18 protein-coding genes and 1 pseudogene are annotated in these 24,492 nt (G+C 71.5%); 10 read left to right on the forward strand and 9 right to left on the reverse strand.

All coding sequences use genetic code 11. The features are described from left to right. Positions 1 to 43 precede the first annotated feature (43 nt). The 3 genes from purB to EG812_RS19070 all read right to left on the reverse strand — a co-directional run bounded on the left by purB (position 44) and on the right by EG812_RS19070 (position 3,654). Positions 44 to 1,468: an adenylosuccinate lyase gene (gene purB / locus EG812_RS19060; protein WP_126712365.1), complete on the reverse strand. Its 1,425-nt coding sequence runs from the start codon at positions 1,466 to 1,468 to the stop codon at positions 44 to 46. 142 nt (positions 1,469 to 1,610) lie between these two features. Beyond that, positions 1,611 to 2,234 (reverse strand): hypothetical protein, encoded by a 624-nt coding sequence (locus EG812_RS29105; protein WP_158632523.1) that lies wholly within the window; start codon positions 2,232 to 2,234, stop codon positions 1,611 to 1,613. Between the two features lie 127 nt (positions 2,235 to 2,361). Continuing rightward, positions 2,362 to 3,654 carry an acetyl-CoA C-acetyltransferase gene (locus EG812_RS19070; protein ID WP_126712367.1) on the reverse strand — a complete coding sequence of 431 codons (1,293 nt, stop codon included), beginning with the start codon at positions 3,652 to 3,654 and terminating at the stop codon, positions 2,362 to 2,364. 54 nt (positions 3,655 to 3,708) lie between these two features. Here EG812_RS19070 and EG812_RS19075 point away from each other — a divergent pair, with 54 nt between their 5' ends. The 7 genes and pseudogenes from EG812_RS19075 to EG812_RS19105 all read left to right on the forward strand — a co-directional run bounded on the left by EG812_RS19075 (position 3,709) and on the right by EG812_RS19105 (position 10,964). Further along, the gene (locus EG812_RS19075; protein ID WP_126712368.1) at positions 3,709 to 5,082 is read left to right on the forward strand and encodes a 3-oxoacyl-ACP reductase; all 1,374 of its coding nucleotides are present in this window, start codon (positions 3,709 to 3,711) and stop codon (positions 5,080 to 5,082) included. Further along, positions 5,082 to 6,203, forward strand: a complete 1,122-nt coding sequence (locus EG812_RS19080; RefSeq protein ID WP_233579551.1) for a MaoC/PaaZ C-terminal domain-containing protein — start codon at positions 5,082 to 5,084, stop codon at positions 6,201 to 6,203. Before EG812_RS19075 ends, EG812_RS19080 begins: the two co-directional genes overlap by 1 nt. Positions 6,204 to 6,286: 83 nt before the next feature. After that, complete coding sequence (locus tag EG812_RS19085; RefSeq protein WP_013730860.1) at positions 6,287 to 7,042, forward strand: NUDIX hydrolase; 756 nt, start codon at positions 6,287 to 6,289, stop codon at positions 7,040 to 7,042. Next, positions 7,039 to 8,013, forward strand: coding sequence for a protein kinase family protein (locus EG812_RS19090; protein ID WP_013730859.1), 975 nt, complete (start codon positions 7,039 to 7,041; stop codon positions 8,011 to 8,013). Before EG812_RS19085 ends, EG812_RS19090 begins: the two co-directional genes overlap by 4 nt. Before the next feature lie 10 nt (positions 8,014 to 8,023). Continuing rightward, positions 8,024 to 8,986, forward strand: coding sequence for a hypothetical protein (locus EG812_RS19095; protein WP_043719232.1), 963 nt, complete (start codon positions 8,024 to 8,026; stop codon positions 8,984 to 8,986). A gap of 8 nt (positions 8,987 to 8,994) precedes the next feature. Then, positions 8,995 to 10,309 (forward strand): annotated as a pseudogene (locus EG812_RS19100) (adenylosuccinate synthetase). 25 nt (positions 10,310 to 10,334) lie between these two features. Beyond that, positions 10,335 to 10,964, forward strand: coding sequence for a DedA family protein (locus EG812_RS19105; RefSeq protein WP_126712370.1), 630 nt, complete (start codon positions 10,335 to 10,337; stop codon positions 10,962 to 10,964). 45 nt (positions 10,965 to 11,009) lie between these two features. Here the strand turns inward: EG812_RS19105 and EG812_RS19110 are convergent, their stop codons facing one another. Beyond that, positions 11,010 to 11,648 (reverse strand): TetR/AcrR family transcriptional regulator, encoded by a 639-nt coding sequence (locus EG812_RS19110; protein WP_126712371.1) that lies wholly within the window; start codon positions 11,646 to 11,648, stop codon positions 11,010 to 11,012. A 65-nt stretch (positions 11,649 to 11,713) separates the two neighbouring features. Here EG812_RS19110 and EG812_RS19115 point away from each other — a divergent pair, with 65 nt between their 5' ends. The 3 genes from EG812_RS19115 to EG812_RS19125 all read left to right on the forward strand — a co-directional run bounded on the left by EG812_RS19115 (position 11,714) and on the right by EG812_RS19125 (position 15,154). Then, positions 11,714 to 12,166, forward strand: coding sequence for an SCP2 sterol-binding domain-containing protein (locus EG812_RS19115; protein ID WP_126712372.1), 453 nt, complete (start codon positions 11,714 to 11,716; stop codon positions 12,164 to 12,166). Between the two features lies 1 nt (position 12,167). Then, a complete protein-coding gene (locus tag EG812_RS19120; protein ID WP_126712373.1) occupies positions 12,168 to 13,382 on the forward strand; it encodes an acyl-CoA dehydrogenase family protein in 1,215 nt (404 codons plus the stop codon). 206 nt (positions 13,383 to 13,588) lie between these two features. Then, positions 13,589 to 15,154, forward strand: a complete 1,566-nt coding sequence (locus EG812_RS19125; RefSeq protein ID WP_126712374.1) for an AMP-binding protein — start codon at positions 13,589 to 13,591, stop codon at positions 15,152 to 15,154. 149 nt (positions 15,155 to 15,303) lie between these two features. Here EG812_RS19125 and EG812_RS19130 read toward each other — a convergent pair whose 3' ends face one another. The 5 genes from EG812_RS19130 to EG812_RS19150 all read right to left on the reverse strand — a co-directional run bounded on the left by EG812_RS19130 (position 15,304) and on the right by EG812_RS19150 (position 24,422). Then, entirely contained in the window at positions 15,304 to 20,376 is a 5,073-nt protein-coding gene (locus tag EG812_RS19130) for a DNA repair ATPase (protein ID WP_199743909.1), read from the reverse strand. After that, the gene (locus EG812_RS19135; RefSeq protein ID WP_013730850.1) at positions 20,369 to 22,390 is read right to left on the reverse strand and encodes a flotillin family protein; all 2,022 of its coding nucleotides are present in this window, start codon (positions 22,388 to 22,390) and stop codon (positions 20,369 to 20,371) included. The genes EG812_RS19130 and EG812_RS19135 overlap by 8 nt, the downstream gene beginning before the upstream one ends. Before the next feature lie 168 nt (positions 22,391 to 22,558). Further along, positions 22,559 to 23,191 carry an OB-fold-containig protein gene (locus EG812_RS19140; protein ID WP_126712375.1) on the reverse strand — a complete coding sequence of 211 codons (633 nt, stop codon included), beginning with the start codon at positions 23,189 to 23,191 and terminating at the stop codon, positions 22,559 to 22,561. A 110-nt stretch (positions 23,192 to 23,301) separates the two neighbouring features. Further along, positions 23,302 to 23,919, reverse strand: coding sequence for a hypothetical protein (locus tag EG812_RS19145; protein WP_126712376.1), 618 nt, complete (start codon positions 23,917 to 23,919; stop codon positions 23,302 to 23,304). Then, a complete protein-coding gene (locus EG812_RS19150) occupies positions 23,916 to 24,422 on the reverse strand; it encodes a SigE family RNA polymerase sigma factor (RefSeq protein ID WP_126712377.1) in 507 nt (168 codons plus the stop codon). Before EG812_RS19150 ends, EG812_RS19145 begins: the two co-directional genes overlap by 4 nt. Positions 24,423 to 24,492: the final 70 nt, after the last annotated feature.

The raw sequence follows: 24,492 nt of genomic DNA on the forward strand, positions 1-24,492 counted from the left end.
GGGGGGGGGGGGGGGGGGGGGGGGGGGGAGGGGAGGGGAGGGGTTAGAGGATGGGGGGTGGGGTGTAGGTGGCGGCTTGGGGGTGGGACTGGACGATCTTGGAGATGCGGGTGGTTACCGCCTGGATCTGGGCGGGGGCGGCACCGACGAAGGCGGCGCGGTTGGCTACCAGGGCGTCGATCTCGGGGCGGGACAGGCCCAGGCGAGGGTCGGCGGCCAGGCGGTCGAAGAGGTCGTTGTCGGGGCTGCCCTGCTCGCGCATGGCCAGGGCCACGGCGACCGCGTGTTCCTTGATCGCCTCGTGGGCGGTTTCCCGGCCGACGCCTCGGCGGACGGCAGCCACCAGGATCTTGGTGGTGGCCAGGAAGGGCAGGAAGCGCTCCAACTCCCGGTTGATCACCGCCGGGTACGCACCGAACTCGTCAAGCACGGTGAGGAAGGTCTGGAACAGCCCGTCGGCGGCGAAGAAGGCGTCGGGCAGGGCCACTCGGCGCACCACCGAGCAGGAGACGTCGCCCTCGTTCCACTGGTCGCCGGCCAGCTCACCGACCATCGACAGGTACCCACGGATGATCACCGCGAAGCCGTTGACCCGCTCCGACGATCGGGTGTTCATCTTGTGCGGCATCGCGCTGGAGCCGACCTGGCCGGGCTTGAAGCCCTCGGTGGCCAACTCCTGACCGACCATCAGCCGGATCGTGGTGGCCAGCGATGAGGGGGCCGACGCCACCTGCGCCAGCGCGGAGATCACCGCCAGGTCGATCGAACGCGGGTAGACCTGCCCGACGCTGTCCAGCACCCGGCTGAAGCCGAGGTGCTCGGCGACCCGCCGCTCCAACTCGGCCACCTTCTCGGCGTCGCCGTCGAGCAGATCCAGCTGGTCGGCCGCGGTACCCACCGGGCCCTTGATGCCCCGCAGCGGGTACCACGAGATCAGATCCGTCAGCCGCTCGTACGCGATGATCAGTTCCTCGGCGGCCGACGCGAAGCGCTTGCCCAGCGTGGTGGCCTGCGCCGCGACGTTGTGCGACCGGCCGGCCATCACCACGTCGGCGTACTCGTGGGCGTGCCAGGCCAGCCGGGCCAGCGTCGCCACCACCCGGTCCCGGATCAGCTCCAGCGAGCGGCGTACCTGAAGCTGCTCGACGTTCTCGGTGAGGTCCCGCGAGGTCATGCCCTTGTGCACGTGCTCGTGCCCGGCGAGGGCGTTGAACTCCTCGATCCGCGCCTTGACGTCGTGGCGGGTCACCCGCTCCCGCTCCGCGATCGAGTCCAGGTCGACGTCGTCCAACACCCGCTCGTACGCCTCGACCACCCCGTCGGGCACCGAGACGCCGAGGTCCCGCTGGGCCTGGAGCACGGCGAGCCAGAGCCGCCGCTCCAGCCGGATCTTCTCCTCCGGAGACCAGAGGGCGACCAGTTCGGGCGAGGCGTACCGGTTGGCGAGCACGTTCGGGATCGTCGTCACCCGCCCATTCTCCGGCACCCACCAGCAAGCCCTCGACCGCCCCTCACCGTGACGAGCCCCGCTCAGGGGTGAGAACGCACGGCGGGGCAGGTGCTTGTCGAACTACTGGCGCGGACGAAGCACGCCACCGCCGGCCCGCGGGTCAGACCTCCGGCACGTCATTCACGGTCGCGGTCACCGCCAGGGTCTTCGTCTGCTTGCCGTGAGAGTTGCGGACGGTCAGCTGGTAGGTGTGCCGTTGCGTGTCGCCCCCGGCTCCCTCGCAGGGGAAGGTCAGCGTTTCGCTGCCGGTGGGCGGGTAGTTGTCGGCGTAAATCCCTCCGCCGTCGACGGAGAGGGCGACGGAGTCGACGTTGGCGACCTTCCACTCCAGGACGACCGGCGTGCCGGGGATCGGGTTGACGTTCGTACCGGCCGGGCAGGAGGGCTTCTGGGCAACCCGGAAGTAGGTGATGGTCGGCCCGTTACCCGCCTTGGTCCCGGACTGTCCCCCGCCGGTCGAGCCACCCCCGGTCGAGCCACCGCCGGTGGAGCCGCCTCCGGTCGCACCACCGTCGGTGGAACCGCCCTTGCTGGCATCGACTGCGGCGGGCGTGGCAGCGGGGGTCGGCTCGGCGTCGGGGGTCGGCTCGGCAGGTGCGGGTGCGCCGGGGGCCGCGTTGGAAGCGGACTCCGGGCCGGTGTCAGCGGACGTGCAGCCACTGGCCACGAGCGCAGCGGTCAGGGCGACGATGGAGGTGCGGAGCAGGGCGGCTTGACCAGTCATGACCACTCCTTGGTAGCGCGCCGCCGGTGGCTCCGGGGCGCAGGCTGTGGTCCACAGTAGAGATGTCTGCCAATAGCTCCGACCAGGTCGGAGTCGGAGGTCAACAACCCTGGCGGGCAGCGATCGATCAGCGTTCCAGGATGGCGGTCACGCCCTGGCCGCCGGCGGCGCAGATCGAGATGAGCCCGCGACCGCTGCCCTTCTGGGCCAGCAGCTTGGCCAGGGTGGCGACGATCCGTCCGCCGGTGGCGGCGAACGGGTGCCCGGCCGCCAGCGAGGAGCCGTTGACGTTGAGCTTGTCGGTGTCGATCGCGCCCAGCGGCTCGTCCAGGCCCAGCCGCTCGGCGCAGAACTCCTTCGACTCCCAGGCGGCGAGGGTGGCCAGCACCTGTGCGGCGAACGCCTCGTGGATCTCGTAGTAGTCGAAGTCCTGCAAGGTCAGGCCGGCTCGGGCGAGCAGCCGGGGCACCGCGTAGGTGGGGGCCATCAGCAGGCCCTCGTCACCGTGGACGAAGTCCACCGCGGCCGTCTCCGACCAGGAGAACCAGGCCAGCACCGGCAGGTTGTGCTCGGCGGCCCACTGCTCGCTGGCCAGCAGCACGGTGGAGGCGCCGTCGGTCAGCGGGGAGGAGTTGCCGGCGGTCAGGGTGGCCCGCTCGGCGTCCGGGCCCTTCGCGCCGAAGACCGGCTTGAGCGTGGCGAGCTTCTCCAGCGTGGTGTCGGCGCGGAGGTTCTGGTCGCGGGTGAGCCCCAGGTAGGGGGTCATCAGGTCGTCGAAGAACCCCCGGTCGTACGCGGCGGCGAGGCGCTGGTGCGACCGTAGCGCCAACTCGTCCTGCGCCTGCCGGTCGACGTTCCAGCGCAGCGCTGTCTGGGCGGCGTGCTCGCCCATGGACAGTCCGGTACGCGGCTCGGCGTTGCGCGGGATCTCCGGCTTGAACGGCTGGGCCGGGCGCAGCTTCGCGGCGATCTTCAGGCGCTCGCCGAGGGTCCGGGCGGAGTTGAGCTGGAGCAGGGTGCGACGCAGGTCCTCGTTGATGGCGAGCGGGGCGTCGGAGGTGGTGTCGACGCCACCGGCGATGCCCACCTCGATCTGCCCGAGGGCGATCTTGTTGGCGACCAGGATGGCGGCTTCCAGGCCGGTGCCACAGGCCTGCTGGATGTCGTACGCGGGGGTGCGCGGGTCGAGCTTGGAGCCGAGCACCACCTCGCGGGTGAGGTTGAAGTCCTTGGAGTGCTTCAGCACCGCACCGGCGACCACCTCGCCGACCTGCTGCCCGGCCAGGCCGAAGCGGGCGATCAGGCCGTCCAGCGCGGCACCGAGCATGTCGGAGTTGCTGGCGCTGGCGTAGCGGGAGTTGGAGCGGGCGAAGGGGATGCGGTTACCGCCGATCACCGCGACCCGTCGAACGTTCTGCACGATCCGCCTCCTCGAAAGGGTTGCCCGCACCTTACTCACCAGTAGGCTACGCCTATGAGCGACAGGTACGCGAGCTTCGTCCAGTCGGGCGCCGGTCGGGCGCTGGTCAAGCGCCTCGGCCTGCCCGATCCGCCGCGGCTGCGCCGGTACGCCCCCGGCGAGCCCATTCTTCCCGGGCCGGTCCTGCTCGGCTCCGCCTCCGGTGGTCGCCTCACCGAACCGGTGGGCAGGATCCTGGCCGCCGCCGGGCTCGCCCTGCGCGATCCGGCCACCGCCGTGCCCGACCCGACCACCGGCCGTACGCCCGACAGCGCCGCCCTCGTCTACGACGCTACCGGCATCACCGACTCGACCGGGCTGCGCCAGCTCTACGACTTCTTCCACCCGCAGGCGCGGGCGGTGCAGCCCAGCGGCCGGGTGATCGTGCTGGGCACTCCGCCGGCCGAGTGCGCCGGCACCCGCGAGGCGACCGCCCAGCGCGCCCTCGAAGGGCTGACCCGCAGCATCGGCAAGGAGTTCGGCCGGGGCATCACCGCCCAACTGGTCCACGTCACCCGCGAGGCCGACGAGGGCACCTGGACCAGCCTGGAGGCGACCCTGCGCTTCCTGCTCTCCGGCCGGTCCGCGTACGTCTCGGGTCAGGTGATCCGGGTCGGTGCCGGCCAGGCGACCGCGCCGGTGGACTGGGACCGCCCGCTCGACGGGCAGGTGGTGCTGGTGACCGGGGCGGCCCGGGGGATCGGTGCGGCGCTGGCCCGGGTGCTGGCCCGCGACGGCGCGACAGTGCTGGCGCTGGACGTCCCGGCCGCCGGGGACGAGTTGGCCTCGGTGGCCAACGAGATCGGTGCGAGCGCGGTGCAGCTCGACCTGACCGCCGCCGACGCGCCGACCCGGCTCGCCGAATATCTGGCCGGCCGGCACGGGCGGGTGGACGTGGTGGTGCACAACGCCGGCATCACCCGGGACAAGACCCTCGGCCGGATGGACGCCGACCGTTGGAACCAGGTCATCGACGTCAACCTGTCCAGTCAGGAGCGGATCAACGACCTGCTGCTGGAGCGTGAGCTGATTCCGGCCGGTGGGCGGATCGTCGGTGTCTCCTCGATCGCCGGGATCGCCGGCAACCGGGGTCAGACCAACTACGCCACAAGCAAGGCTGGGGTGATCGGGCTGGTCGACTCGCTCGCCCCGGCGTTGCGCGAGCGGCAGATCAGCGTGAACGCGGTCGCGCCCGGGTTCATCGAGACCCGGCTGACCGCCCGGATTCCGCTCGTGGTGCGGGAGGCCGGTCGCCGGATGAACAGCCTCGCCCAGGGTGGGCTGCCGGTGGACGTCGCCGAGACGATCAGTTGGCTGGCCTGGCCGGCGTCCGGCGCGATCAGCGGCAACGTGGTCCGCGTCTGCGGCCAGAGCCTGTTGGGGGCGTGATGGCCCGGCGCAGTCCGCACGAGGAGCCCTCCGACGACCTGTCGGTCGGCGAGCTGATCGACGGGCCGACGGAGGCGCTCACCCCGGAGATCCTGGCCGCCGCGTTCGCCGACGAACGCCGTGATCTGGACGCCACCCAGGACCTGAGCAGCGCCGCCGCACGCGTCGGTGCGGGACCCGATCCAGGGGTCACGCAGGACCTGACCAGCGCCGCCGCGTCGGTAGTGGGGCCCGCTGCCGCCTCCGAGGCCGGGCAGCCGGCGGCTCGGGCGCGGGTGGAGCTGTCCCGGCTGCCCGCGCCGGGGCCGCTGTACCGGCGGGCGTTGTTGGGCACGCTGCCCGGGCTGGGCGGCCGGCGCGGTGCCGACGTGCCGGCGGTCGAGTTGGCGGTGGGCGGGGTGGCCGTGGATCCGCAGCGGCTGGCCGACTACGACCGGGTCTGCGGGTTCCGGTTGGCCGACACGCTGCCGGCGACCTTTCCGCACGTCATGGGTTTCCCGTTGGCGCTGCGCCTGATCACCGCGCCGGAGTTCCCGATCCCGCCGACCGGGGTGGTGCACATCGGCAACCGGATCACCGTGCACCGGCCGATCACGGTCACGGACCGGCTGGACTTCACCGCCTGGGCGGAGAACCTGCGCCCGCACGACCGGGGGCGGCAGGTGGATGTCGTACTCGTCGGCTCGGTCGACGGGGAGGAGGTGTGGAACGGCGTGTCGACGTACCTCTGGCGGCAGCGCACACCGGGCGACGGTGAGCGGCGCGACCGGGCGGAGCCGCCCGCGCCGCCGGCCGCTTCCGCCCGGTGGCGGGTCGAACCCCGCGTCGGTACGGAGTACGCCCGGGTCTCCGGCGACCACAACCCGATCCACACCTCCCGGCTGGGTGCGCGGCTGCTCGGCTTCCCTCGGCCTATCGCACACGGCATGTGGACGAAGGCGCGGTGTCTGGCCGCCCTGGAGAGCCGACTGCCGGAGGCGTACACGGTGCAGGTGGCGTTCAAGCTCCCGGTGTCGCTGCCCAGCACTGTCGCGTTCAGCGCCGGCCGACAGGGTGACGACTGGGATTTCGCGCTGCATGACCAGCGGGGACGACCTCATCTGGTGGGCACCATCCGCTGACCGAGGGCCGGGCACTTGCCCGGCCCTCATTTTCGCGGTAAGTTGTTCTCACATAGAGATGTTCTCGGAGTGAGAGTGACCCAATGGTGAACGAGCAGGACTTCCTCGCCGCGTACGACCCGCGGGACTATCCCGCCATCGCGGTCACCGTCGACGTGGTCGCCCTGACCATCCGCGACGGCGCGCTGCACCTGCTGCTGATCCGCCGCGGCGAGCAGCCCTACGCGGGTCACTGGGCCCTGCCCGGCGGCTTCGTCCGACCCGACGAGGACCTGGCCGGCGCGGCGCGGCGGGAGCTGGCCGAGGAGACCGGCCTCGGCGACGACCGGCTGGGCCGCGTACACCTGGAGCAGTTGGCCAGCTACGGCGCTCCCGAGCGCGACCCGAGGATGCGGATCGTCTCGGTCGCGCACCTCGCCTTCGCACCGGACCTGCCCGACGCGGCGGCCGGCACCGACGCCGACGAGGCGGTCTGGCTGCCGGTCAGCGGGCTGGCCAACCGGGAGCTCGCCTTCGACCACCGCCAGATCGTCGCCGACGGGCTGGAGCGGGCCCGGTCGAAGCTGGAATACACCCCGCTGGCCACCCGCTTCCTGGGGCCCGAGTTCACCATCGGCGAGCTGCGGTCGGTCTACGAGACGGTCTGGGGCCAGCCGCTGCACGCGGGCAACTTCCACCGCAAGGTGCTGTCGGTGCCCGGCTTCGTGGAGAGCACCGGTGCGAGCACCGAACGCGGCGGCAGCCGAGGCGGCCCGCGGGCGCGGCTCTACCGGGCCGGTGACGCCCAACTGCTGCACCCGGCGCTGCTGCGTCCGGCCCGCGAGGAGGCGGTGCGATGACCACCGCCGAAGCGATCCGGCTGGTCGGCGCGGCCCGCGACGACGAGGAACTGTTCGGTGTCGACGCACCGGAACGCCGCTACCGGGAACTGGTCGCCGCTCTGCACCCCGACCGGCTCAGCCTGGCCGGGCCCGGCCTCCAGGCCGAGGCCACCGCAGCCTTCGTCGAGGTGACCACCCGCTGGCGGAGCCGCCACGTAACCGAGCTGAACGGCTACCGCTGTGGCCGGCCGGCGCACTGCGGTGACCTCGCCGACCTGTACGACGTCGGCGACGACCGGCTGCTCAAGCTGCCCCGTGCCGCCAACGACAACGACCTGATGCTCCAGGAGGAACGCGCGCTGCGCCGGCTCGCCGAGCACGGTGATCCGCGCTGGCTGCCGTACGTGCCCCGGCTGGTCGACAGCTTCGCCCACCGGGACGCGGCCACCGGAGCGGAACGGCGGATCAACGTCATCGCCACCGCCCCCCGCCTGCACAGCCTGGTCGAGGTGCGGCGGGCGTACCCGGACGGGCTGGACGCCCGGGACGTGGCCTGGATGTGGCGGCGGCTGCTGGTGGCGCTCGGCCTGGCCCACCGGGCGGGCCTGGTGCACGGCGCGGTGCTGCCGCCGCACGTGCTGATCGAGCCGGACGCGCACGGCGTCGTCCTGGTCGACTGGTGCTTCTCCACGGACACCGGCGGCGTCGTGCCGGCGCTGGTCCCCGACTACCAGGACTGGTACCCGCCCGAGGTCACCGGTCGCCACCCCGCCGGACCGGGCACCGACATCGCCATGGCGGTGCGCTGCATGGACTGGCTGATGGGGCGGCACGCGCCGGCCGAGCTGCGCGCCTTCGTCAATGGCTGCCAGCAGCCTCAGTTGGCCGCCCGCCCCGACGACGCCTGGCGACTGCTCGGCGAACTCGACGAGGTGCTGGAACGCCTCTACGGCCCCCGCACCTTCCGACCCTTCACCCTCAACCCCTAAGGAGGCTGCCATGGGCAGCGGAATGTGGTCCACCGACGTGTACGACGCCGCCGACCGGTACCGCCGGGCCACCGGCACCAGCGCGTTCGCCTACAGCGACAGCGGGGCCCGGAAGGTGCACCCGGCGCTGGACCCGCGCGATTCGGTGCGGGAGAGCCGCGACTCCGCCGAGCACCCGCAGTCGACCCCGGTCGCCGTGCTCTTCGACGTGACCGGCTCGATGGGACACGTGCCCCGTACGCTCCAGGCCAAGCTGCCGCAGCTGCTGGGTCTGCTGCTGCGCCAGGGGTACGCCCGCGACCCGCAGATCATGTTCGGCGCGATCGGCGACGCCACCTGTGACCGGGTCCCGTTGCAGGTGGGCCAGTTCGAGTCCGACAACCGGATGGACGACGACCTCGGCCGGATCGTGCTGGAGGGCGGCGGTGGCGGCCAGATGATGGAGTCGTACGAGCTCGCGCTCTACTTCATGGCCCGGCACACCGTCACCGACAGCTGGGAGAAGCGTGGCCGCCGCGGCTACCTGTTCATCATCGGCGACGAACTGGCGTACTCGAAGGTGAAGTCGGCCGAGGTGAGTCGGTGGATCGGCGGCGACCTGCGCAAGGACATGCCGGTGCAGCAGATCGTCGACGAGGTGACCCGGCGCTGGGACACCTACTACCTGCTCCCCGCCGGCAGCCACTACGCCGGTAACCGCAAGGTGCTCGACTTCTGGCGCGGGCTGCTCGGCCAGAACGCCCTGGAACTCGACGACCTGGACGCGGTCTGCGAGACCATCGCGCTCACCGTCGGCCTCGGCGAGCAGGCCATCGACCTCGACACCGGCCTGCGCGACCTGGACCGGGCGGGCTCGACGGCCACCGGCACCGTGTCGAAGGCGCTGGCCCGCATCGGCAACACCGGCCGACGTACCGAGACGTCCCGGCTGCCGGCCACCGGGACCGGCCGTGGCGGAGTCGTGCGGCTGTGAACGGGCTGATGACGGGCCGGGACGGGCTGGACGACGAACACACCATCGTGGTCGACCTCGGGTACGGCGACGCCGGGAAGGGCACGGTCGTGGACTGGCTCTGCGCGACCCGGCCGGTGCACACCGTGGTCCGCTTCAACGGGGGCGCGCAGGCGGCGCACAATGTCGTCCTGCGCGACGGGCGGCACCACACCTTCGCCCAGTTCGGCGCGGGCACGTTCCACCCCGGCGTGTGGACGCACCTGTCCCGGCACGTCGTCGTCGACCCGCTGGCACTGGCCGCCGAGGCCGACCACCTCGCCGACGTCGGGGTGCCCGACGCGCTCGACCGGCTGACCGTGGACGGGGAGGCGCTGCTGGCCACCCCGTACCACCGGGCCGCCAACCGGGCGCGGGAGTTGTCCCGGGGAGCCGACCGGCACGGCTCCTGCGGGCTGGGGGTGGGTGAGGCCGTCGCGTACGGTCTCGCCCACCCCGACGAGGCGCCCCGGGTGGCCGACTGCCGCAGCCCGAAGCGGCTACGCCGCCGGTTGACCGCGCTGCGGGACCGGCTCACCGCCGAACTCGGCCCGCTGGACGCACCGCCCGTCGACGACTGCCTGCCGGCCTTCACCGCCTTCGCCGAGCGGGTGGCGGTCGTCGACCGCTCCTGGTTGGCGGGGGCGCTGCGGGCCGGGCCGTGCGTGTTCGAGGGCGCGCAGGGGGTGCTGCTGGACGAGTGGCACGGCTTCCACCCGTACACGACGTGGAGCACCACCACCTTCGCCAACGCCGAGGCGCTGCTGACCGAGGCCGGGCAGGCGGGGGCGGCGAGCCGGCTCGGTGTGCTGCGGACGGTCACCACCCGACACGGGCCGGGACCGCTGGTCACCGAGGATCCGACCCTGCCGCTGACCGATCCGCACAACCCGACCAACCCGTGGCAGGGGCGCTTCCGGTTCGGTCACTTCGACGCGGTCGCGCACGCGTACGCCCTGGCGGCCGCCGGTGGGGTCGACGGCCTGGCGCTGACCCACCTGGATCTCGCCGAACGCGGCCTCGACCTGCGCATCTGCCGTCGTTACGAAGGGCTGGACCGGCTGCTGCCCGGCCCGCCCGGCGATCTCGACCGGCAGGCCGCACTGACCGCCCGGCTGCTGCGCGCCCGCCCGGTGTACGACGACGACTCACCGACCGACTGGCCGCAGGCGGTGACCGAGGCGCTCGGCGCACCCGTCGTACTCACCTCCCACGGCCCCACCGCCGCCGACAAAAACCTGCTCGCGAGGGTGTAAGGAAGGGCACCTTATTAACGCCTGGTGTAGAGGAAGGGCCCCTTCTTAACGGTCGGTGCCCCGAGCATGGAGTCATGGAAGCCGCGATCGACCTGCTCCGGCAGACCCTCACCTCGCCCTGGGTGTACCTGCTGCTGTTCGGGCTCACCACGGTCGACGCGATCTTCCCGCTGGTGCCGGCCGAGGCGGCGGTCATCACGGCCACCGTGCTCGCCACCGGCGGTGAGCCGAACCTCGCGCTGCTGCTCGTGGTGGCCACGCTCGGCGCCGCGGCCGGCGACCACCTCTCGTACGCCGTGGGGCGCGGCGGCGGATCGCGCAAGCTCGACCACTCGCCGGTCGACAGCCGCCGCCGGGCCGGATCGGAGTGGGCCCGACGCGCCGTGGACCGACGCGGCGGCATGATCCTGGTCGCCGCCCGCTACGTCCCCGGCGGGCGTACGGCGGTCACCCTGACCATGGGAGCGGTCCGCTACCCGCTGCGGTCGTTCCTCCTGTTCGACCTGATCGGCTCGGTCACCTGGGCCTTCTACTGTGTGCTGCTCGGTGTCTTCGGCGGGCTCGCCTTCGAACGTCACCCGCTGCACGGGATCCTGGCGGGAATCGGTCTGTCGCTCGTGATCACCCTGGGGCTGGAGTTGATCCGCTGGCTGCGGCACCGCGCTCACCGTCGGGCTGCCCGCGGTGTAGACCACGAATGTTAAGAGGGGGCCCTTCCTCTACACCAGGCGTTAATAAGGTGCCCTTCCTTACCGCTCGGGCGGATGCCAGGTGACGCCGTGCAGGAGTTGTCCCGCGCCGAGCCAGGCGACGTTCATCATCCGGGTGGCGGTCTTCTCCGGGTCGGCCTCCGGGTGGTCGGCAAGCCAGTCACCGAGCGACTCGGTAGCGCCCACCAGGGCGTACGCGACCACTTCCAGTTCGGTTTCGGCCACCTCGCGCCCTTCGGCGCGCAGTGCGTGGTCGAGCATCCCGACGACCACCTCGACGATCCTCGCCCGCATCCCGGCCAGTTCGTCGGCGAACGCCCGTTCGGCGCGCGCCTGCCGGTAGAGCACCGCCCAGCCGTCGCGGTGTGCGCCGACGAACCCGAAGAACGCCCGCAGCCCGTGCCAGAGCCGCTCGTCGGCCGGCAGGCCGGGCACGGCGGCCCCGGCGATCGCCTCCATCATCCGGGTCGCCTCCCGGTGCAGGCAGGCGATGAAGAGCTCTTCCTTGGTGCCGAGATAGGCGTAGACCATGGGTTTGGAGATGCCGGCACGCTCCGCGACCTCGTCCATGCTGGCACCGTGGTACCCATGGCGGGAGAAGACCCGGACGGCCGCGTCGAGCATCTGTTGCTCACGGACGGCCCTGGGTAAGCGCTTGAAGGTGGGCCTGGTGGACACCTTGCCAGCATACCTACTCACACGTAAGGTTACGCCTGAGTAACCACTGCCCGAGAGGTGCTTCCATGACTGACTTCGACCCGGCCAACTTTGCCAACGTCGGCCCGAAGGAGTTCGCTCAGCTCGTCAAGTCCACGCCGGACAGCAAGCTCAACGAGGTGATGTCGGGCGAGCTGCGCGGCAAGATCCTCGGTGAGGTCTTCGGCCGGATGCCGCAGCTGTTCCGGGCCGACCGGGCCGGCTCGACCAACGCGGTCATCCACTGGAACATCACCGGTGCCCCCGACGGCGGCACCGACACCTACGAGGTGGTCGTCGCCGACGGTGCCTGCACGGTCAACGAGACCCCGCAGCACGACCCGCGGCTGAGCCTGACCCTGGGCCCGGTCGACTTCCTCAAGGTCGTCTCCGGTGGCGCCAACCCGGTCATGATGTTCATGACCGGCAAGCTCAAGGCAAAGGGCGACCTGGGCCTCGCTGCCAACATCGCGAACCTCTTCGACATCCCCAAGGCCTGAGATGGTCGAGTTCTCGCTCGACCTGAACGAGGAACAGCGGGATCTGCGGGACTGGGTGCACGGCTTCGCCGCCGAGGTCGTGCGCCCGGCCGCGGCCGAGTGGGACGCCCGCGAGGAGACTCCCTGGCCGCTGATCCAGGAGGCGGCGAAGGTCGGGCTGTACGGCTTCGAGTTCCTCGCCACCTGCTGGGCCGACCCGACCGGCCTGTCCCTGCCGATCGCCAGCGAAGAACTCTTCTGGGGTGACGCCGGCATCGGCCTGAGCATCTTCGGCACCGGGCTCGCGGTCGCCGCGATCTACGGCACCGGCACCCCCGACCAGTTGGTCGAATGGGTGCCGCAGTGCTTCGGCGACGTCGACTCCCCGGCCGTCGCCGCCTTCTGTTCCAGCGAGCCGGAGGCCGGTTCGGACGTCGGCGCGATGCGCACCCGGGCCAGCTACGACGAAGCCACCGACGAGTGGGTGCTGCGCGGGCAGAAGGCGTACGCCACAAACGGCGGGATCGCCGGGGTGCACGTGGTGGTCGCCTCGGTCGACCCGGAACTGGGCTCGCGCGGCCAGGCCGCGTTCGTCGTACCGCCGGGCACCCCCGGGCTCAGCGCCACCCGCAAGCTGCGCAAGCTGGGCCTGCGGGCCTCGCACACCGCCGACGTCTTCCTCGACGACGTCCGCGTCCCGGGTCGCTGCCTGCTCGGCGGCAAGGAGACGCTGGACGAGCGGCTGGCCCGCGCCCGCGCCGGCAAACGCGCCTCCGGCCAGGCCGCGATGCGGACCTTCGAGCTGTCCCGGCCCACCGTCGGCGCCCAGGCGCTCGGCGTCGCCCGGGCCGCCTACGAGTACGCCCTCGACTACGCCAAGGACCGGGTCCAGTTCGGCCGGCCGATCATCACCAACCAGGCGGTCGCGTTCACCCTCGCGGACATGAAGATGGAGATCGACGCGGCTCGGCTGCTGGTCTGGCGGGCCTCCTGGATGGGGCGCAACAACCGGCCGTTCACCGCCGGCGAGGGCTCGATGTCGAAGCTCAAAGCCGGCGAGGTCGCCGTCTCGGTCACCGAGAAGGCCGTCCAACTGCTCGGCGGGGCCGGCTTCCTGCGTGACCACCCGGTGGAGCGGTGGTACCGGGACGCCAAGATCTACACCATCTTCGAAGGCACCTCGGAGATCCAGCGCCTGGTCATCTCCCGGGCGATCTCCGGCATGCAGATCCGCTGACGAGCCCGGCCCGGCCACCGCCGCAGACCTCACGGTCGCGGCGGTGCCGCCGGCCGGTACCCCTTCACCGGGTGCCGACCGACGCTGAGTGGGGGGCCGAAGCGGGCGTGGGGCGGCGGGCGCCGCGTGGCGGCCGGCTGGCTCCCGATGCATGATCGAAAGGGCTTCGAGCCTTCCGGGCGAGCAACCGAAGGAGGTACGCGGTCGTGGAGCTGCCATTCATCGTCGCCACGCTGACCCGGCGTGGCCTGCTCGCCCCGGGTCGCCCGATCCGGGTCGCCTCCCAGCTCAACGCACTACGCACCTGGGGCTGGAGCCTGGCCGGTGAACTTCGCCAGGCCGCCGCCCGCGACCCCGACCGGATCGCGATCATCGACGACCAGGGCACCGAGCTGACCTACGCCGACCTGCTGGAGCGCAGCCTGCGACTGGCCCGCGCGCTCCGCGCCGGACTGGGTGTGGCGGCCGGCGACCGGATCGGCGTGTTCGGCCGCAACCATCCGGGCCTGGTCGAGACCATCGTCGCCGCCACCCTGCTCGGCGCGGACGCGGTGCTGATCAACACCGGCCTCTCCCCCGCACAGCTGACCACTGTGGCCGAGGAACAGCGGCTACGCGTCCTGGTGCACGACGACGAGTTCGCCGAACGGCTCCTCGGGCTACCGGCCGACCTGCACCGCGTCGACGAACGGGCGCGGGAGGACCTGATCCGCACCGCCCTCCCCGGCCAACTGGATCCACCCGAACGGGACGGGCGGATCATCGTGCTGACCTCCGGCACCACCGGGACGCCGAAGGGCGCCCGTCGCCCCACCCCCACCGGGTTCGGCCCGCTGGTCGCCATCATCGACCGGATCCCGCTGCACGTCCGCGACCGGGTGATGATCGCCGCGCCGGTCTTCCACACCTGGGGGTACGCGGCCCTGCAGGTCTGCCTCGCGCTGCGGGCCACCATCGTGCTGCACCGCCGCTTCGACCCGGCCGCCACCCTGGACGCCCTGGTACGACACCGCTGCCAGGCACTGTTCGCGGTGCCGGTGATGCTGCAACGCCTGATGGAGGTGCCACCGCCGGACCCCCGGCCGCCCCTGAAGATCGTGGCGGTCAGCGGATCGGCGCTGCCCGGCGGCCTGCCCTCGGCCTTCATGGACCGGTACGGCAACGTGCTCTACAACCTGTACGGCTCCACCGAGGCGTCCTGGGCCTCCATCGCCGTCCCCGCCGACCTGCGCCAGGCACCCACCACCGCCGGCCGTCCGCCGCACGGCACCCGGCTGGCGATCCTCGACGACGACGGTCGACCGGTCCCCACCGGTCAGGTCGGCCGGGTCTTCGTCGGCAACGAGATGCTCTTCGAGGGGTACACCTCCGGGGCCGACCGGGAACGCCACGACGGCCTGCTGGACACCGGCGACCTGGGCCGACTCGACGCCGACGGTCGCCTCTTCGTCGACGGCCGAGCCGACGACATGATCGTCTCCGGCGGGGAGAACGTCTTCCCCGCCGAGGTGGAACACCTGCTCGCCCAACTCCCGCAGGTACGCGAGGCCGCCGTCGTCGGCGTACCCGACCCCGAGTACGGTCAGCGGCTCGCCGCCTTCCTCCACCTGTACCCCGGCGAGACCCTCGACGCCGACGCGGTCCGCGAATACGTCCGGCACTACCTGGCGCGGTTCTCCGTGCCCCGCGACGTCGTCTTCGTCAAGTACCTGCCCCGCAACGCCACCGGCAAGGTCCTCACCGGCGAACTACGCGACTACATCACCGGCTGACCGCGCCGACTCCACCTGCCGCAGAACCTCGCCGGGGCACCACGATCCAGGATCGAGTGGCATCACCTTGCTGGTTGACCACTCGATCCTGGATCGAGCATGATCAAGCCGTCCGCAGGGTTGAACCTGCACGGGCCGACCTGGTGGCGTTACCGGTCGGTGGTGCGGGTGAGGGCGGTGGCGATGCTGTTGACGCGGTCGGCGAGCAGACCGAGTGCGCCGACCGCCCGGTCGACCGGGTCGTCGCCGGCACCGCCGAGGGCCCGGGTGCGTCGGAAGGCGTCCTTCACCTCGGCCCAGCGGGCGGCCTGCTCGCCAGTGAGCCGGCCGCGCAGCTCGGCGAGTTTGAGCAGGTTCGCCTCCGCGCCCGCGGCCAGGGTCTGCGCCTCGCCCAGGTAGTGGTCGTCGATCACCGCTTCCAACTCGTCGTCGGTGAGCACCGGTACGACCCGCTCGGCCAGCTTGTTCATGTTCCGGTACGAGCCCTGGAGCTGGAACGGCGGCTCGGTACGCGCGTCGTCGGACTGCGCCGCCGAGGCGATGTACGCCTGGTTGTTGGCCAGCACCACCTGCTGCACCCGCAGCAGTTTGCGCAGCACCGAGACGATCTGTTCCAACTCCACCGGCGGGTACGGATGCGACAGCTGATCGGGTCGTACGCTGTCGTCGCCGCGGGCCATCCGGACCAGCAGTTCCAGGTCGGCGCGGTCCCGCCCGGCCAGCGGTGCCAGCACCGGGTTGGCGGTCAGCGAGTTCTCGATGTAGCTGAGCGCGAAGACCTCCTCCCGGCCGGAGAGCACGTCACCGAGGTTCCACACGTCGGCCCGGTTGGCGAGCATGTCCGGGATCCGGAACCGCTTGCCCGACTCGGTGTACGGGTTACCGGCCATGCACACCGCGAACCGCTTGCCGCGCAGGTCGTACGTGCGGGTACGGCCGTTCCAGACGCCCTCCATCCGGCGCTGCCCGTCGCAGAGGGAGATGAACTTCTGCAACAGCTCCGGGTTGGTGTGCTGGATGTCGTCCAGGTAGAGCAGGACGTTGTTGCCCAACTCCAGGGCGAAGGAGATCTTCTCCACCTCCTGGCGGGCGGTGGCGTCGGGCGCCTCCGCCGGATCCAGGGAGGTGACCTTCGTACCCAGGGCCGGCCCGTTCACCTTGACGAAGACCAGGCCGAGCCGGCTGGCCACGTACTCCATCAGGGTGGTCTTGCCGTAACCGGGCGGGGAGATGAGCAGCAGCAGGCCGGACTGGTCGACCCGCTTGCCGTCACCGGTCGCGCCGAGCTGCCGCGCCAGGTTGTCCCCGATCAGCGGCAGGTACACCTCGTCGAGCAGCCGGTTGCGGACGAAGGCGTTCATCACCTTCGGCCGGTACTCGTCCAGCCGCAGCCGGTCCCGTTCGGCGTCCACAAGCGCGTTGCGTTGCCGCTGGTAGGCGCGGTACGCCGGAATCAGCTCGGTGCGGAAGGCACGGGTACGCGCCAACATCTCGTCGAGCCGGACGTCCAGCGTGGAGCCCTCGATGCGCGGGTGCGCGCCGAGCAGGCCGCCGACGGTCTCCGTCATGGCGGCGGCGCTGTCGGAGCGGGGCAGCTCGGTGCCGCACAACTCGACGGCGATCGCCTCCGGCAGGTCGTAGGAGGACAGCGCGCCGTCGTCGGTGGCGAGGAACGCGGTCAGCCAGGCGTCGACCAGCTGGTACCGGCCGGCCAGGTCACCGCCGAGCGCCCGCAGGTCGTCGTCGAACTCCCGGGACGAACGGGACTGTGCTCCACCGAGCGCCCGCCGGAACCGTTCCAGCATGGTCTGCGCCCCGCTGCCGGTGACGAACCGTACCGGCGGCACGGACAGCTCCGCGAACAGGTACTCCCCGGCCAGCCCGGTCCCGCCGGTCGGCACGGGCAGCCCGGTCTCCCGCAGGAACCCGTCGATCGCGGTGGCCAGTTCGGCGCAGAGCCGGTCGGCCGCGTCCTCGCCGTCGGGTCGACCGAACCGCTCGCGGGCCCGGGCCAGCGAGGCGGCTCGCGCCGTCCAGGCCGTCCGGGTCGCCTCGTCGGTGCCGTACCGCCAGAACAGGCAGGCCGCGGCCCGGTCGGCCGGTGGGTAGCGCAGCAGTCCCGCGCCGGCGTGCAGGCGCAGCAGCACCCGCAGGATCTCGGCGGCGTCGTGGTCGTGCACGCCGCGTTCGTACCCCTCGTCGTAGCGGGTCTCGGCGATCCGCCGGACCAGCTCGCGCAGGTCGTCACCGTCGACCGCCGCGGTGTGCAGCGCGTCCAGGGTGAGCCCGTCGCGGCCCGCCTCGGCGGCGGACAGGATGGTGGCGGCCAGGTGCTCCGCCCGGTACACCTGCGGCGACTCGGAGACCAGCAGCTGGTCCCAGAACCGGCGGGTCTGCTGGAACTGCTCGTCGCGCACCGGGGCGCGGTAGTCGGTGCCGGTCACCGCGACGACCATCCGGCCGTCGTGCGGCACCACCGCCACGTCGATCGGCTGGGTGTTCACCGCGAAGCGGTGCCGGCCCAGCCGGATCGTCTCGCCGCCGTCGGCGTACAGGTCGAGCCGGTCGCGCAGGCCGCGCCCGGCTTCCTGGCGGGCCGCGCGGACCCGGCCGTCCAGCTCCTCGGCCCGCACCGCGTCGCCGAGGGTACGCAGCTCCTCGACCACGGTACGCAGCTTGCCGACCATCGGATCGGCCGCGAAATAGGTGTTGATCTCGTCCAGTGAGCCGAGCGTCCCGGCCCGCCGGTGCACGCTGACCATGATCCGCTCGGCGGAGGCGACCAGCCGGTCGGCGCGGCGGGCCCGCTCGTCCAGCAGCGCCTGCTTGCGGCTGGAGAACGCCTCGTAGATGTCGGTACGCCGGGTGGCCAGCTCGGCGAGGAAGTCGTCGAACTCGCCGAACCGCGACTCCAGCTCCTCCACCCGCAGCAACAGCCGGCCGAGTTGCTCGTCGCAACGCTCGGCGGTGTCGGACGCCGCCAGTGCACCGGCCACCGCCTGCCCGAGCAGCGCGAACTCGGCGGCGAACCCGGCCCGTCCCTCCACCGCGGCCAGCTCACGACGGCGCTTGTCGAGCACCGCGCGGGCCCGGTTGACCGCGCCCAGCACCTCGCCGACCCGGCCCAGGATCGCGGTACGGACTGTCGCGTCGGCGATGTCCAGCCCACCCACCACGTCGGTGATGGTCTGCAGGCCCTCGGTACGGGCGGCCAACTCGTCGCCGACCGTGCCGGCCTCGGCCACCGTGCCGATCTCGGCAGCCCTGGTGGCGAGCCGGTCCACCTCCTGCTGGTAGCCGGTGAACGCCTCGTCCCGGCGCAGGAACTCCACCGCCCGGCGGCCGGCCACCGCCAGTTCCTCGTCCAGCCGTCCGGCCAACTCGTCGATCCGGGCGTGGTCGACATAGCGCAGCTCGCGCAGCGTCTCCAGGTGTCCCCGGGCGCGCCGCAGGCCACCCAACTGGGCCACCCAGTCGTCGGCGGTCAGGGGTGCCTCACCCCGGGCCCGGCGGGCCAGCGAGGCGATCTGCTCGGCGCTGGCCTCCACCTCGGCGCGGGCCCGCTCGGTGAGCGTACGAACCTTCTCGTGCTCCTCCAGCACGGCGGTGGCGGTACGCCGCAGCCCGGCCAACGGGGTGGCCAGGTCGCCGAGTTCCTCCTCGCCGAGCCAGTGGTAGTGATCCCCGATCCGGCCACAGGCGGCGATCAACGCCTCGTACACCTCGGCGGTGGCGGTGCCCTCGACCATCCGGGCCGCCGAGAGCGAGTCGGAGATGCCGCGTACCAGGTCAGCGTTGCCGACCCGCTCCAACGGCCCGGTGCCGGCCGGCTGCGCGGCGGCGTACGCGTCGGAGACGTACGGCGTCTGCCAGATCTGCATCGGGTGGACCCGCGTCGGTTCCTCGGAGACGGCCCGGAACACCACGAGCGTGCCGTCGTCGAACAGCGAGAACCCGTGGCACGGGATCGGTGCGGCGACCTCCTTGCGGATCGCGTTGTACGGCAGCAGCAGCGAGCGCCCGTCGGCGCGGGCGTGGAAGACGTAGAGCACGTCCTCGCCGTTGGGCGAGCGCACCACCCGCTCGAATTCGAGACCGGCCACCTCGGCGTCGAAGGTCCGGGTGACACCGGTGGCGAGGTGGTAGCCGCCGGGGAAGATGATGCCGTGGTCCTCGGGCAGCCGTTGGCAGGCCACCCCGATGCCGTCGAGCCGGACCACCTCACGGGTGATCGTGTTGAAGACCAGGTGCCGCCACTGCGTCTCCTTGTACGGCCGCAGCCGCATCAGGATCAACGTACCGACCCGGGCCCAGTGCACGTCGGCGTCGGCGAGGCTCTGCAACGGCTCGTCCACCGGCTCGCTGTAGATGCCCTCGCCGACCTCGGTGTTGTTCTCCACCTTGACGGTCAGCGTGCCACCCACCGTCTCGACGAAGACCTCGCCGCCGATGGAGATGTGTGGGTGCCGGCCGAGGACGTGGTCCTCGCGGGTGGTCTCGATCCACTCGAAGTCGTGGCTGGGCGGAAAGACGTGATCCCGCTCGCCCCGGCTGTCCAGGTACTCCGGCACCCCGTCGACGCCGACCTGCCAGCGCAGCACCCGGATGTCCTCGGTGCGTGGCCCGGTCTGGAACACCGCCAGCAGTCGGCCGTCCACCCGACGCAGTTGCAGCAGCCGGGCCTGCCGGTAGTAGCGGTACAGCTCGGAGAAGTCGCGGACGAACTGTGGGTGGCGCAGCAGGCCGGGCAGTTCGTCGTGGCCCGCCTCGTCGAACCGGAAGGCGTCCGTGACCGGCTCGCGGACGAACCGGTGCAGGGAGAAGACGTCGTCGACGCTCGTCTCCGGCTTCAACCCGATGAAGACGTTGTAGCCGAACAGCATCAGCCCGCCGACGGAGACGATGTCCCGGGGTACGCAGTTGTGCTCGGTACGGATCCGCTCGGTGCTCAGCAGCCGCAGTTCGGTGCTGCCGAAGACCTCCAGCCGTCGGGCGTTGAGCGCCTCCGCCCGCCGGGCCAGCTCGGCGGCCTGCGTGGCGAGTCGCCTGCGCAGCACCTCGTAACTGCCGTCGTCCAGTCCCGGGGCAGCGCCCGGCGAGCCGGTCGTCCCGTCTGCTCCGGCCGTCGGGACCGCCGCCTCCGCTTCGTCGATCAGGGGCGCCGGGCCCGGCCGGCCGCTGGACGTACGCCCAGCGGCCGAACCGGCGGTCGGCTCACTCACCGGCACGCTGCCTGGAGCCGGTCAGGGCGGCGACCGGAGTCTCCGCCACCCCCAGGCGCTGTGCGGCCTTCAGCAGCTCCTGGAGCTTGCCCTGGTCGGCGCCACCGGCGCGCATCTGCTGCGCCAGGAAGGCCGACAGGGTGAGGTTCTGCACGTCGGCGCTGTTCAGCGAGCCGATCATCCGGGTCAGGTCGTCGGTGAAGCTGGCGCTGCCGTCCAACCAGGGCTTGGTCAGGTTCTGCGCCACGTCCGAGTGGGCCACGAAACCGTCCACACTCTTGCCGAACGAGATCGAGCTGAGCAGCCGGTCGAAGAAGACGCTGTCCCCGCCGACGATGTCGATGTTCGCCTTCTCCAGGCCGGTGGAGACCAGCTTGGCCTGTGCCTCGGCGACCTGCCGCTGGGTGTCCAGCCCGGCGAGGCGGACCTCCTTCTCCAACTCCAGGCGCAGCCGGTACTCCTCGTGCTCCCGGGTGGCGTCGTCCAGCGCGGCCATCGCGGCGGCCTTCTCGGTGAGACCCTCGGCCTCACCCTTCAGCTTCTCGCGTACCGCGTCGGCGGCGGCCAGCAACTTCTCCCGCTCCACCGCAACCTCCGCGCGGCCGACCTTCTCGATCGCCTCGGCGCTGCGCTCCTGGACCTGCACCTCGGCCAGGCCGGCCGCAGCGGTCTCGGCCTGGATGCCCTCGGCCAGCCGGATCTTCGCCCGGGTGTCCAGTTCGGCGGCCTGCTGCCGGGCCTCGGCCAGCACCAGTTCCTCGCGGGCCTTGTGCTTGGCGGCCGCCTCGGCTGCCTCCGCCGCCTTGATGTCCTTGACCAGGTTCTCCTGCGCCTCGGCCTCGGCCTGGATGATCACTGCCTGGCGGGTCCGCTCGGCCTCCTCGACCACCCGCAGCCGCTTGATGTTCTCCTCCTGCTCGGCCACGGTCTTCTCCACCGCGATCCGCTCCCGGATCACCTCGGCGATGGCCCGCTTCTCGGCCTCGACCTCCTTGTTCTTGGCGATCGTGCTCAGCTCGGTCTCGCGGTCCCGGCCGATGACCTCCAGCAGGCGGTCCTTCTCGATCCGCTCGGTCTCGATGGCGATGACCCGCTCGCGGTTCTTCTCGGCCACCGCGATCTCGCGGGCCCGGTTCTCGTGCTGGATGCCCAACTGCTCGTCGGTACGGATGTTCGCGGTCTCGGCGCGCAGCCGCTCCTCGGCACGTACCCGGGTGATCTCGGCCTGCTCGCGAGCCCGTACGGTCTCGATCTCGCGCTGCTGCTTGGCCTCGGCGTCCGCCTGCCGTCGCTCCAGCTCAAGAATCGCTTCCTTGGCGTCGACGTTCTGGCGGGTGATCTCCTTCTCCTCGCTGCGCCGGAACTCGTTGGTCCGGACGTTCTCCTGCGTGGTCAGCTCGGTGATCTTCCGGATGCCCTGGGCGTCCAGGATGTTCGCCGGGTCGAGCTGCGACATCGGCGTCTGCTCCAGGAAGTCGATCGCCGCGTCCTCCAGGCTGTAGCCGTTGAGGTCGGTGCCGATCACCCGGATGATCTGGTCGCGGAACTCGTCACGCTTGGTGTAGAGGTCGACGAAGTCGAGCTGCTTACCCACCGTCTTGAGCGCCTCGGAGAACTTCGCGTTGAACAGCTCCTGCAACGTCTCCCGGTCGCTGGCCCGCGCGGTGCCGATCGCCTGCGCCACCTTGATGACGTCCTCGACGGTCTTGTTGACCCGGACGAAGAAGGTGATCCGGATGTCGGCCCGGATGTTGTCGCGGCAGATCAGACCCTCGTTGCCGGTCCGTTCGATGTCGATCGTCTTGACCGAGATGTCCATGATCTCGGCCTTGTGCAGCACGGGCATCACGACCGCGCCGGTGAAGGTCACGTCGACCCGCCGGACCTTGGAGACGATCAGCGCCTTGCCCTGCTCGACCTTGCGGAACAACCGACTGACCATGAACACCACGCCGAGCGCGACGAGCAGGACGACGGCGAGGAGTACACCGATTCCGGTGGTGATGACTTCCATGGTTGGGCGCGCAGGCGGTCGACGCCGACGGCAGAAGCCGCAGGGGACGCCCGCGCATCCTCCTTTCGAGACGTCTCAGGGGCAGCGTGGGACAGGCCGGTGATGGGGGCGGCTGCCCCAGAGGGCAAGTCAGGGTGATCCGCGGGCGGCGCGGCTTCACCGGGCGGGCTACGTGGCGGAATGTCTCAGCGGATCGAAGGCGGGCCCGGCGGGCATCACCCAGAAGAACTCGCCTTCGGTGTCGTAGTCGTAGATCAGTGCGGAACTGCCGGCGGGCATCTTCTCCTCGCCCGGCTGCCGGACCTGCACCACCGCCGACGAGCCGTCGGGCGCGGTCACCTCGGCCTGACCGAAGTCGGCGGTGACCGTGCCGGTCCGCACGACACACAGGCGCCCGACGAAGGCGTGCCTCGTGGCGTCCGACTCGGCCGGGAAGAGCCGCCCCAGCGGTATGGCCACCAACCGGGTCACCAGCCACGCGCAGAACGCGGCAGCCAGCAGGACGCCGATCGAGACGAGCACCCGGGTGCCGGAACCGAAGCCCAGACCGTCGAGCAGCGCGGTGCCGGCCAGGCTGACGAACCAGGCGACGGCGACGAGCAGGGAGAAGATGATGGCGCTGGGCACGCCGCCGAGGCCGAGGCCGGCGAGGAACGTACCGGCCCCACCGTCGACGTCCAGGTCCTCACCCAGATCCAGCACACCGGTCAACACCAGCAGCCAGTAGCCGACGACCACCACCAGCAGGAAGCTGAACAGCACGGTGGGAAAACTGAGTGCCGCGCCGAGAAAACCGGTCACCGCGTCCTCCTCCCCGTGGTCGGCGAGGGCCCGACCACGATGATCGTGACACGGTATGTCAATGCTCACTGCGGCCGATCGACCCATTGCCACCGGCCGGATCGGGCAGATCAGCCGAGGTTGGCCTCGATCAGTGCGTCGATCGTCGCGGACCGTACCTCGGCTTCGGCAGCGGTCACGGCCAGGAACAGGGAGCTGCCATCCGTCCGCCACGCCGTCAGGTAGGCCGTCGACGTCACCGGGTCGTCCGTCGTCAGCACCTGGGCGCCGCTCGGCACGGTGACCTCGCGGGGCGTTCCGGGCAGGCCGGTCGGTGCGGTGAAGTCGAACACCGCGATGACCCGGGTCACCGGGCCGCTGCCCTCGTACGCCGCCCGGGTTCCGGTCGGCACCAGCTGCGGTTGTTGCGACTTGAGCACCGCCTCGGTGGCATCGACCGCCCCCAGGTAGGGCGGCAGTCCCCGCAGATCGGGGGCGACCGGGCCGGCGGAATCGGCCGGGCTGGCGGAGGTCGGGCCGGTCGGCGGCACCGCGCTGCGCTCGGCGACCATGACACCGACCGCCCCGATGCCGACCACGGCGGACAGGGCCAGCCCGACACCGGCGGTCTGCGCACGGCGACGCCGACGCAGACGGGCACGCACACCCGGCAGCGGGTCGGGGCCGGCCGGATAGTGGTCGGGGTCGGAGTTCCAGACCTCAAGAAGGGCCTGCTGCACGTCGCTCATCCCGCTACCTTCCGATCGGCACCGGCGTGGGTGGGCAGCCCGGCGCGGATCGCACCGAGGGCCCGATGACGCAGCGAACGGACCGTGGCCGGGCGCCGTCCGATGGCTTCGGCGATCGCCTCGTCGGTCATGTCGTCCAGATAGGACAGGACGAGCACCACCCGCTGCAGGGGAGGGAGGTCGGCAAGCATCCGGCGGAGTTGGTCGTGGTCGTCGACGCGGCCGAGCCCACCGTCGGCGACCAACGGGCGTACGGGTGCGACGATCCGGGCCCGGCGGACGAGCGTACGCATCCAGCTGATGTGCAGTCGGACCATCACGGTCTTCGCGTACCCGATCGGGTTGCCCTCGGTCAGCAGGCGGTGCCACGCACCGGCCATCCGCACGTAGGTCTCCTGGAGAAGATCCTCCGCCTGATCAAAATCAGCAGCGACCGCACGCGCGTACCGCCGCAACGCCGGTGTGGACTGGCGCACGAACATCTCGAACTCGTCGGCTTCCATCCCACCTCCCCTCGCCACTAGTACGCCGCGGGCACGGCGATCTGTTGCAGGCGATCCGGTCGACCGACCG

It is taken from the genome of Verrucosispora sp. FIM060022, from assembly GCF_003977705.1.
Taxonomy (GTDB): Bacteria; Actinomycetota; Actinomycetes; order Mycobacteriales; family Micromonosporaceae; genus Micromonospora; species Micromonospora gifhornensis.

Coding starts and splice junctions, on each gene's coding strand:
- EG812_RS19105 (WP_126712370.1), top strand. CDS start 10,335: ATGGAAGCCGCGATCGACCTGCTCCGGCAGACCCTCACCTCGCCCTGG.
- EG812_RS19095 (WP_043719232.1), top strand. CDS start 8,024: ATGGGCAGCGGAATGTGGTCCACCGACGTGTACGACGCCGCCGACCGG.
- EG812_RS19090 (WP_013730859.1), top strand. CDS start 7,039: ATGACCACCGCCGAAGCGATCCGGCTGGTCGGCGCGGCCCGCGACGAC.
- EG812_RS19085 (WP_013730860.1), top strand. CDS start 6,287: ATGGTGAACGAGCAGGACTTCCTCGCCGCGTACGACCCGCGGGACTAT.
- EG812_RS19080 (WP_233579551.1), top strand. CDS start 5,082: ATGGCCCGGCGCAGTCCGCACGAGGAGCCCTCCGACGACCTGTCGGTC.
- EG812_RS19115 (WP_126712372.1), top strand. CDS start 11,714: ATGACTGACTTCGACCCGGCCAACTTTGCCAACGTCGGCCCGAAGGAG.
- EG812_RS29105 (WP_158632523.1), bottom strand. CDS start 2,234: ATGACTGGTCAAGCCGCCCTGCTCCGCACCTCCATCGTCGCCCTGACC.
- EG812_RS19120 (WP_126712373.1), top strand. CDS start 12,168: ATGGTCGAGTTCTCGCTCGACCTGAACGAGGAACAGCGGGATCTGCGG.
- EG812_RS19075 (WP_126712368.1), top strand. CDS start 3,709: ATGAGCGACAGGTACGCGAGCTTCGTCCAGTCGGGCGCCGGTCGGGCG.
- EG812_RS19145 (WP_126712376.1), bottom strand. CDS start 23,919: ATGAGCGACGTGCAGCAGGCCCTTCTTGAGGTCTGGAACTCCGACCCC.
- EG812_RS19150 (WP_126712377.1), bottom strand. CDS start 24,422: ATGGAAGCCGACGAGTTCGAGATGTTCGTGCGCCAGTCCACACCGGCG.
- EG812_RS19135 (WP_013730850.1), bottom strand. CDS start 22,390: ATGGAAGTCATCACCACCGGAATCGGTGTACTCCTCGCCGTCGTCCTG.